The 8,275-nt window shown below is 57.4% G+C and carries 7 protein-coding genes and 1 tRNA gene; all 8 read left to right on the forward strand.

The window, feature by feature from the left end; genetic code table 11:
• A partial coding sequence (locus tag AC1XOS_RS16700; RefSeq protein ID WP_481963359.1) for a hypothetical protein occupies positions 1-845 on the forward strand: 845 nt, incomplete at its 5' end.
• A 62-nt stretch (positions 846-907) separates the two neighbouring features.
• The gene (locus tag AC1XOS_RS16705; protein WP_481963360.1) at positions 908-1,744 is read left to right on the forward strand and encodes a tetratricopeptide repeat protein; all 837 of its coding nucleotides are present in this window, start codon (positions 908-910) and stop codon (positions 1,742-1,744) included.
• Between the two features lie 33 nt (positions 1,745-1,777).
• A complete protein-coding gene (tgt, locus tag AC1XOS_RS16710; protein ID WP_481963361.1) occupies positions 1,778-2,917 on the forward strand; it encodes a tRNA guanosine(34) transglycosylase Tgt in 1,140 nt (379 codons plus the stop codon).
• Positions 2,918-2,940: 23 nt separating this feature from the next.
• A tRNA-Ala gene (locus tag AC1XOS_RS16715) sits at positions 2,941-3,013 on the forward strand.
• A 110-nt stretch (positions 3,014-3,123) separates the two neighbouring features.
• Positions 3,124-3,948 carry a ThuA domain-containing protein gene (locus AC1XOS_RS16720; protein WP_481963362.1) on the forward strand — a complete coding sequence of 275 codons (825 nt, stop codon included), beginning with the start codon at positions 3,124-3,126 and terminating at the stop codon, positions 3,946-3,948.
• A 26-nt stretch (positions 3,949-3,974) separates the two neighbouring features.
• Complete coding sequence (locus AC1XOS_RS16725) at positions 3,975-5,282, forward strand: Gfo/Idh/MocA family protein (RefSeq protein ID WP_481963363.1); 1,308 nt, start codon at positions 3,975-3,977, stop codon at positions 5,280-5,282.
• Positions 5,283-5,297: 15 nt separating this feature from the next.
• Positions 5,298-6,791 (forward strand): Gfo/Idh/MocA family protein, encoded by a 1,494-nt coding sequence (locus AC1XOS_RS16730; protein ID WP_481963364.1) that lies wholly within the window; start codon positions 5,298-5,300, stop codon positions 6,789-6,791.
• A 64-nt stretch (positions 6,792-6,855) separates the two neighbouring features.
• Positions 6,856-8,196, forward strand: a complete 1,341-nt coding sequence (locus tag AC1XOS_RS16735; protein ID WP_481963365.1) for an ABC transporter substrate-binding protein — start codon at positions 6,856-6,858, stop codon at positions 8,194-8,196.
• Positions 8,197-8,275 lie beyond the last annotated feature (79 nt).

The following is an 8,275-nucleotide window of genomic DNA, read 5'->3' on the forward strand; positions in this document are numbered from 1 at the left end:
GTGTTGATCCGCTCTTTAAAGCCCGCGCTTGGACTAACGAGGGCACGTTCACCCCAGCCCTCTGGTGGGTTCTGTTGGGCTTCGGCCTGCCACTACTCTTAGCCCTCCTCCCCCTTCTCCCCCGTTACCGGGGGGCAGGGGGGCCAAAAATGCGCTTTCTCCTCATCTGGCTTCTTGTAGGAATCGCGGTGGCGTATCTTCCCGTGCCGTTTCAGCGGAAGATGCTGATGGGGGCGCATCTCCCGGTATGCCTCCTGGCGGGAGTGGGCCTAGACGCGCTGACGGCACGGCTCTCGGGGGACTTCCCGAAGATCGCGGCGCTCTTTGGGGTGCTACTGACCATTCCCTCCAACGTGCTGTACTTGCTTGCCGATATTGGGCGGCTGGACAGCAACTCGGGCACGACGGCGCGCAAGCCCTATCTCTCCGCCGATGACCAGAAAGCTCTGGCCTATCTGAGAGAGCATGCCACCGAGACCGATGCCGTGCTGGTCTCGCCCGACCCGGACTCTCTGAAGCGCTATCCGGGGATGTTTGAGCCGCACCTCAATGCCTATGTCGCGGGCTGGGCGGGTGTGATCTGCTACAACGGACACTGGTCCGAGACGCTGGCATATCCGAAAAAGAATGGAGCCGCGCTTCGATTTTTCCGCTCTGACACCGATGACGAGACCCGCAGGCAGCTCTTGAGTGAGAGTCACATTCGGTATATGGTACTCGTCAACCGCCTCGCAGGATTCCAAGTCGAAGGGTACTCGGCCGCAGACGGGACACTGGCTCCTCCTGCCTTTCTCAAAGCCGTCTACACAGGCTCCGAACTCACGATTTTTGAAGTCTCTCTCTGATTTCCTGGTAGTTGTACCGATCATCAGTGTTATAATTCTGGTCGGAAGGAAACAGAGAGACAATGCCACTGTGGGGCCGCATGCTGCGGCGCAACGAAGATATAACAGGCTACGATCGGGCGGTGCGCCTCTTTGATGAGGGGAAGTACGAGGCAGCCATCACGGAGTTTGAGGCGGTCATCCAACACCCGCGTCGTAGCTCACTCACCGACGGACTTGCTCGTTTTTACCTCACCGAGGCCCACGCGGCGCTGGCACGTCAGCAGGCGGTTCTCAACCGTGAGACCACCAATGCTCCTCTGGATAAGGCGGCGGCGGACGAGGCAGTTATGCACCTCAGGCAGGCCCTCTCGCTCCACCCCCACTTTGCTGACTTGCACTTCAGACTGGGCTGTGCGCTGATCCCCCTTGGCCAGCTCTCGGAGGCCCTGACGGCTTTTGCCCGTGCGCTTGTGATCAACCCCAGCTACGCCGATGCGCACCGGCTCCATGATGCAGCGGAGCAAGGGCAAGAAGCGGCAGAGCTCGCCTTGGCACAGCTCCCTCTCAGCCAGGACGACGAGATCGCACTTCATTCCCGGCTGGCGCTGGATCTCTACCGCAAGGGGCAGTTCGAAGCCGCCGCCGATACCTACCGACAGGCTCTCTCCCTCGCCCCCACCTATGCTGACCTGCACAACCAGCTAGGGGTCGCACTCCATGCTGCGGACCAGGATGACGAAGCCCTAGCTGCCTTTACACGTGCCCTAGAGATCAACCCACGCTTTATTGAAGCCCGCCTCAACCGTGCCGTCAGCCTGCGCTGCCTAGGCCATACCAAAGAATCGCGTGAGGAGCTGGAGCGCGTCTTAGAGCAAGACCCCAGGAACGCCGCCGCCCGCTTAGCTCTCAGTGAGTAGCTCTCAGCAGAAAAGTGGTAGCATAGAGGCTCGATGAGCCTCTTTACTTTGAAAATTGCGGCGAGCAACTGCCGAGCACGGCGCGGGGAGCTGCAGCTTCCCCGCGCGACGGTGCAGACGCCTGCCTTTATGCCCGTGGGCACCCAAGGTACGGTGAAGGCGATGACCTTCGAGGAGGTCTGGGAGCTGGGCTATCGGCTCATTTTGGGCAACACGTATCACTTGTATCTGCGGCCCGGCTCCGAGCGGGTGGCGCGGTTTGGGGGCTTGCCCAGGTTCATCGGCTGGGAGGGCGCGATGCTCACCGACTCGGGGGGCTACCAGGTCTACTCGCTCAAGGACATGCGCACGATCACTGAGGAGGGCGTGACGTTCCGCTCGACGCTCGATGGTAGCAAGCATCTCTTCTCCCCAGAGCGGGTGATGGAGATCGAGCATGAATTAGGCGCGGACATTATCATGGCCTTCGATGAGTGCCCGCCGCACCCCGCGACCTGGCAGTACACCAAAGACTCGCTGGATCGGACGCTGCGCTGGGAGGAGCGCTGCCTGACGCGCCACAATGCGCTGGGCGGCGATGCCACCGGGCATTTATTATTCGGCATTGTGCAAGGCGGCGGCTACGACGATCTCAGAGTCCAGTCCGCCGAGGCCGTGAGCGCGATGGACTTCCCCGGAATCGCGATTGGCGGTGTGAGTGTCGGCGAGCCTGTGGAGGAGATGCGGCGCGTGACGGCCCTGACCACACCGCTCCTGCCGGCTCATAAACCACGCTACTTGATGGGAGTCGGCACGCCTTCGGACTTGCTGGATGGCATCTACTACGGAATTGACATGTTCGACTGCGTCCTACCCACCCGCATGGCCCGCAACGGCGCTCTGTACACGTCGCAGGGCCGCATCAATATCTCCAACGCTTGCTGGACCGACGAGCAAGGACCAATAGACCCCAAGTGCGACTGCAAGGTCTGCCGCCTCCACAGCGCGGCCTATCTGCGGCACCTACACCAGAGCAAAGAGATTCTTTACTCCCGCCTCGCCACCTACCATAACCTGGCCTACTACGCGAAAGTGATGGAGGGAGCACGCGCCGCCATCGAGCAAGATACTTTCCCAGAGTACCGACGCGCCTGTTACGCCGCCTGGGATCTTGCACTGCCACCTGATGCTTGATATAATCTAGCCCGCTGTGGTTTGGGGCTATGGCTCAGCTGGGAGAGCGCTACATTCGCATTGTAGAGGTCAGGGGTTCGAATCCCCTTAGCTCCACTTAAAGTTCTAAAAGGCGTGCCGGGGAGGTTCCCGACACGCCTTTTTTGCGCTATACTGAACGTCGGCGCGGTCTTTCGCGTCTGCTTTTTCGTATTGAAAGGACTACTATGTCTCGCCTGCACCGACGCTCTCTCGCTCTGATAACTCTCGCCACCCTAGCTCTGGGCGCTACTCTTCTCGCCCCACCGACCACAGCCCGTAACGCCAAGAAAAAACTGCTCGTCGTCACCGTCACCAAGGGCTTCCGCCATGCCGACTCGATCCCGGTCGCGGAGAAAGTCATCGCCGAGCTGGGTGCCAAGAGCGGCAAGTTCGACGTGGACTATGTGCGCACCGATGAAGAGATGGCTCAAAAAATGACCGTCGCGAGCCTCAAAAACTATGATGGGGTCTTCTTTGCCTCCACCACCGGCGAGCTGCCACTTCCCGACAAAGAGGGTTTTCTGGCCTGGATCAAGAGCGGTAAAGGCTTCTGCGGAGCCCACGCCGCCGCCGACACGTTTCATAACTTCCCTGGCTATATCGAGATGATCGGCGGGGAGTTCCAGACCCACGGGCCACAGGTAGAGGTCGAAGGCTTGCTCGAAGACGACAACCACGCGGCTACCAAGCCGTTCAATAAACAATCTTTCAAAGTCTTTGACGACATCTACATCTACAAAAGCTACGACTGGGCAAAAACCCACGCGCTGATCGGGATGGACAAGCACCCCAACACCAAAGCCCCCGGCTACTATCCCCTCTCCTGGGTCAAAGAGTACGGCAAGGGCCACGTCTTCTACACGTCGCTGGGCCACCGCGTAGATGTCTGGCAGAAGCCCTGGTACCAGGAGCATGTCCTCGGGGGAATCCTCTGGTCACTCAAAGAGGCCAAGGGCAGCGCAAAACTCCCGAAACCCGGCGCGACTCCGGCTGTTCTAAAGAGCAAGTAAACTCTATTTAGGAAGAAAACACGAAAATGAATGATGTAACACGACGCGATTTGCTAGGGCGGGGCTCCGCGCTGGCACTGGGTATGCTCCTAGGCAGCAAGAGCATGGGCCATGCCGAAGAGCTGGCACTGGACTACCAAGCCAAGCCCAACATTGACCCCACTCCGGTAACAGTGGCGGTAATTGGAACCGGCGATCATGGCAAAGAGATCATCAAGTCTCTCTCCTACCTTGATGGCGCTATCGTTAAATATGTCTGCGACACGTACTCCTCACCGCTCTTTCAGAAAAAAGCGCTGGAGAACGCTCCCAAGGCCACGTTCGTCACCGACTACAAGAAAGTCTTGGAGGACAAAACGGTTCAGGGCGTCTTTGTCGCAACCCCCACCCACCTCCACAAGCAGATCGTCTTAGATGCCATCGCCGCAGGAAAGCACGTCTTCTGTGAGGCTCCTCTGGCACACACCATCGCCGATGCCAAAGAGATTGCACTGGCAGGAAAGAACAGTAAGCAGATCTTCCAGGCAGGCATCCAAAACCGGACAAATCCGCAGCACCATCATGTCAAGCACTTCATGGATACAGGTGTCGTGGGCACATTGGCACGTTGCTCAGCACAGTGGAATCTCAAGTCCGTTACGGGATGGAAGCGTGGTGCTTTTACTCCAGAGCGCGAGAATGACCTCAACTGGCGCGTGGATAAAAGCCGGGCCAATGGCATTATCGGTGAGATTGGCATGCACCAGATTGACAGTGCTAGCTGGTACTTGAAATCCTACCCTCTCTCGGTGAGTGGCTTCAGCAATGGCGGCGACTTTCCCACAAGCATGACTTGCATCCTAGAGTATCCAGATAATGTTCATCTAACCTACGATGCCACTCTGGGTAGCAACTTCAATGGTAACTTTGAGCTTTTCCAAGGCTCAGATGCCACCGTTCTTCTCCGCGGTCAGCGTGGCTGGATGTTCAAAGAGTCCGACACCAAGGCCTTAGGCTGGGAAGTCTACGCGCGGCGTGAGCAGTTAGGAGATGAGTCAGGCATCATGCTGGTGGCTAATGCGTCTAAAGCCATTGCTCAAGGACTAGACCCTGCTAAAGTTGCTCAACAGACTGCTAAGCAATCTCCGAATCGTTATGCCTGTGAGACCTTCCTGAACTCCATCCGCATTGGCAAACCAACCGGAACCACAGATACCACTCCTCCTGGTGAGGAAGTCAAGATGTACGCGACAGCCGAGGCAGGCTTTGCGGCAACCGTTGTCGGGATCAAGGCCAGCGAAGCGGCGCTCACCGGAAACAAAATCACTTTTTCAAAGGAAATGTTCGCTCTTTAGGCGAAAGAACTCATCATGAACGAAAAACGGACAGACGTCGAGAGCTCTCGGCGCGATTTTCTTAAAGTGGCTACCACAGTCGCAACAGGCGCACTTGTCGCAGACAGCGCCACGGCTAGCCAGGCAACGAAGGCAGCTCCCGCCAAGCCCACCCCTGCCCCAGCAGGCGCAAAAACGGCGGGTAAGATGCAGATTCCGGTACAGGCTGTTGATGTCAAAGCCATGACCTCAGCCAAGTATCCCATGGGGACAAAGCTGGCAACGGGCCGGGTGATTGGTGCCAACGACCGTATCACGATCGGCTTTGTCGGAGTGGGCACGCAGGGCTACAATGCCCACCTTCGCTCCTACACCGACAAGATGCAGGAGTGGAATGTCGCTCCCGTGGCAGTCTGTGATGCCTTTGATCTCTACAACACCCGTGGCGCAGACTACATCAAGGGCAAGAATGGCGGTAAGGCGGTTCAGGCCGAGCGCGACTACCGCAAGCTCCTAGAGCGAAACGACATAGATGCCATCGTGATCGCCACGCCCGAGCACTGGCACGGGCAGATCTCGGTGCATGCCATGCAAGCGGGCAAGCACATCTACTCCGAGAAGCCCATGACCCGCTATCTCGATGAAGCCTTCCAGGTCTACGATGTGGCCAAGGCGACCAAGCGTGTCTACCAGGTCGGCTCGCAAGGCTGTAGCGATGTCCGCTGGCACGCCACCGCCAAGGCGATCCGTGAGGGCAAGCTAGGCAAGCTAGTGATGGGACAGAGCTCCTACACCCGCAACAACCGCTACGGCGAGTGGAACTACAAGATCGAAAAAGAGATCTCTCCCGAGACCTTTGACTGGGATCTCTGGCTCGGCTGTGCTCCCAAGCGCCCCTGGAACTTTACCGGCCCCGCCGATCAGAACATCCAGCCAGAGCGTGCCGACAGTGGCGCACTGTTCCGCCGCTACCGCAAGTACTGGGACTACTCATCGGGTATCTTAAGCGACCTTGCGCCCCACCGCCTCCACCCGTTTTTGATCGCCTCCGGCAACCCAGAGTACCCGACGCGCGTGATCTCGATTGGCACACATGGCGTTCAGAACAAAGACCGTGAAGTCGCCGATACATCACAGGTTATCGCTGAGTTCCCGTCGGGCTGGTCCATGCTCTTTGTGGGCTCCACGGTCAACGAGCAAGGGCTTGAGGACATGTTCCGCGGCGAGAAGGCGACGATCTACTTTGGTAACGGTGTCGAAGTCCGCCCCGAGCGCCCTTGGACCGAGGAGATCGAGGGCGAGAAGATTGACACCAGTGCCGCTGACCTGGCACGCTACGCCCGCACGGAGAATATTCCGGATCACCAGAAAAACTGGCTGGACTCAATTCGGACAAACAACCCGATGAACTGCAACGCCAATCTCGACCTGGCCATGAAGGTTCAGACCATTATCTCGCTGGCGGAGATGAGCCAGCGCCTGGGTAAGGCCATGAACTTCGATGCCAAGACCCGCAAGATCACGGGATAAACAAAAACCCACCCCGCGCACTGCGTGGGGTGGGTATACTTTTTTTTGGAGGACAATGATGCGAATGACACGACGCGGCGTTTTGACCGCACTGTTTGCGACCCTGCCCCTACTCACTCTCACGGGCTGCCCCAGTGGCGGTGGGGAAAAGACCGGCGGCGAAGCCCCGACAAATACCACAGCAAGTGGTGGTGGCGATAAGAAGCTGGTGATTGCGTGGGCCAAGTGGGATCCCGCCGATAATCTACAGAAGCTTACCGAAGAGTTCACCAAAGAGACCGGGATCAAGGTCGAGGTGAACCAGATTCCCTGGTCGGACTTTGAGACCAAGATCAATGCGGCTTGGACCGGTAAGTCCGCCGAGTTTGACATGGTAGTCGGCGACTCCCAGTGGCTGGGAAATGGCTCGACCGGCGGACACTATGTCGACCTGACCGACTGGGTCAACGATCCCGCCAACTTCCCCAAGACAGACAATGAGGAGGCGGCCCTCAAGAACTACGGCGAGTACGGCGGCAAGCTCTATGGCATTCCTTGTATGGCCGATGCCATTGGCTTTGCCTACCGTAAAGACCTCTTCGAAGATGCTAAGAACAAAGAAGCCTTCAAGACGAAGTACAAGCGTGATCTTGGTGTTCCCACCACATGGGATGAGTTTCAGCAAGTCGCGGAGTTCTTCACCAAAGACGGCACGTTTGGCTGCGCCCTGTTCTACTCCAAGGAGGTCGACGGTGTCACCATGGGCTTTGATCAGGTGCTCTGGGCCTTCGGAGGAAGCTATACGAAGGATGGTAAGGCAACAGGTGCTATTAATAGCCCTGAAGCGATTAAGGCACTGGAGTTCTATGTGGGGCTGAAAAAGTTCAGTCCTCCTGGTGCGGAAACTTTCTACTTCAATGAGTGTAATACCGCCTTCCAAGAAGGCAAGGTGGCGATGGCAGAGAACTGGTTTGCCTTCATGCCTGCCCTGGTAGATAAAGCAAAGAATAAGTTCGCGGATCAGACAGGCTATTTTGTGGTTCCGAAGGGACCCGTAGGACAGTTTGTCTCTTTGGGTGGTCAAGGGCTTTCCCTTTCAAGCTACTCGAAGAACACCGACGATGCCAAGAAGTTTATGGCATGGTTTAGCAAAGAGGACACGCAGAAGAAGTGGGTGGCGCTAGGTGGTCTGACAGCCAATAAGAAAGTCTCGGCCACCGATGAGTTCAAGAAGGCTAACCCCTACAACGAGACCTTTGCCAAGTCTGTCCCGTTCCTCAAAGACTTCGACAACTCACCAAAATACACCGAGTTGTTAAAAGCCACACAAGAAGAACTATTCCTAGCTGCATCCGGTACAAAATCCCCTAAGGATGCCCTAGATGAGATCGCTAAGAAGCACGACGCGGTTCTGAGCGCGCAGTAAATCTTCATCTCTCGACCCGCCGGTTGAAAACGGCGTGTAGAGGCGCCCCGCCACAAAATCGCTCCGCGATTGGAGATCC

Source organism: Armatimonas sp., from assembly GCF_964826245.1.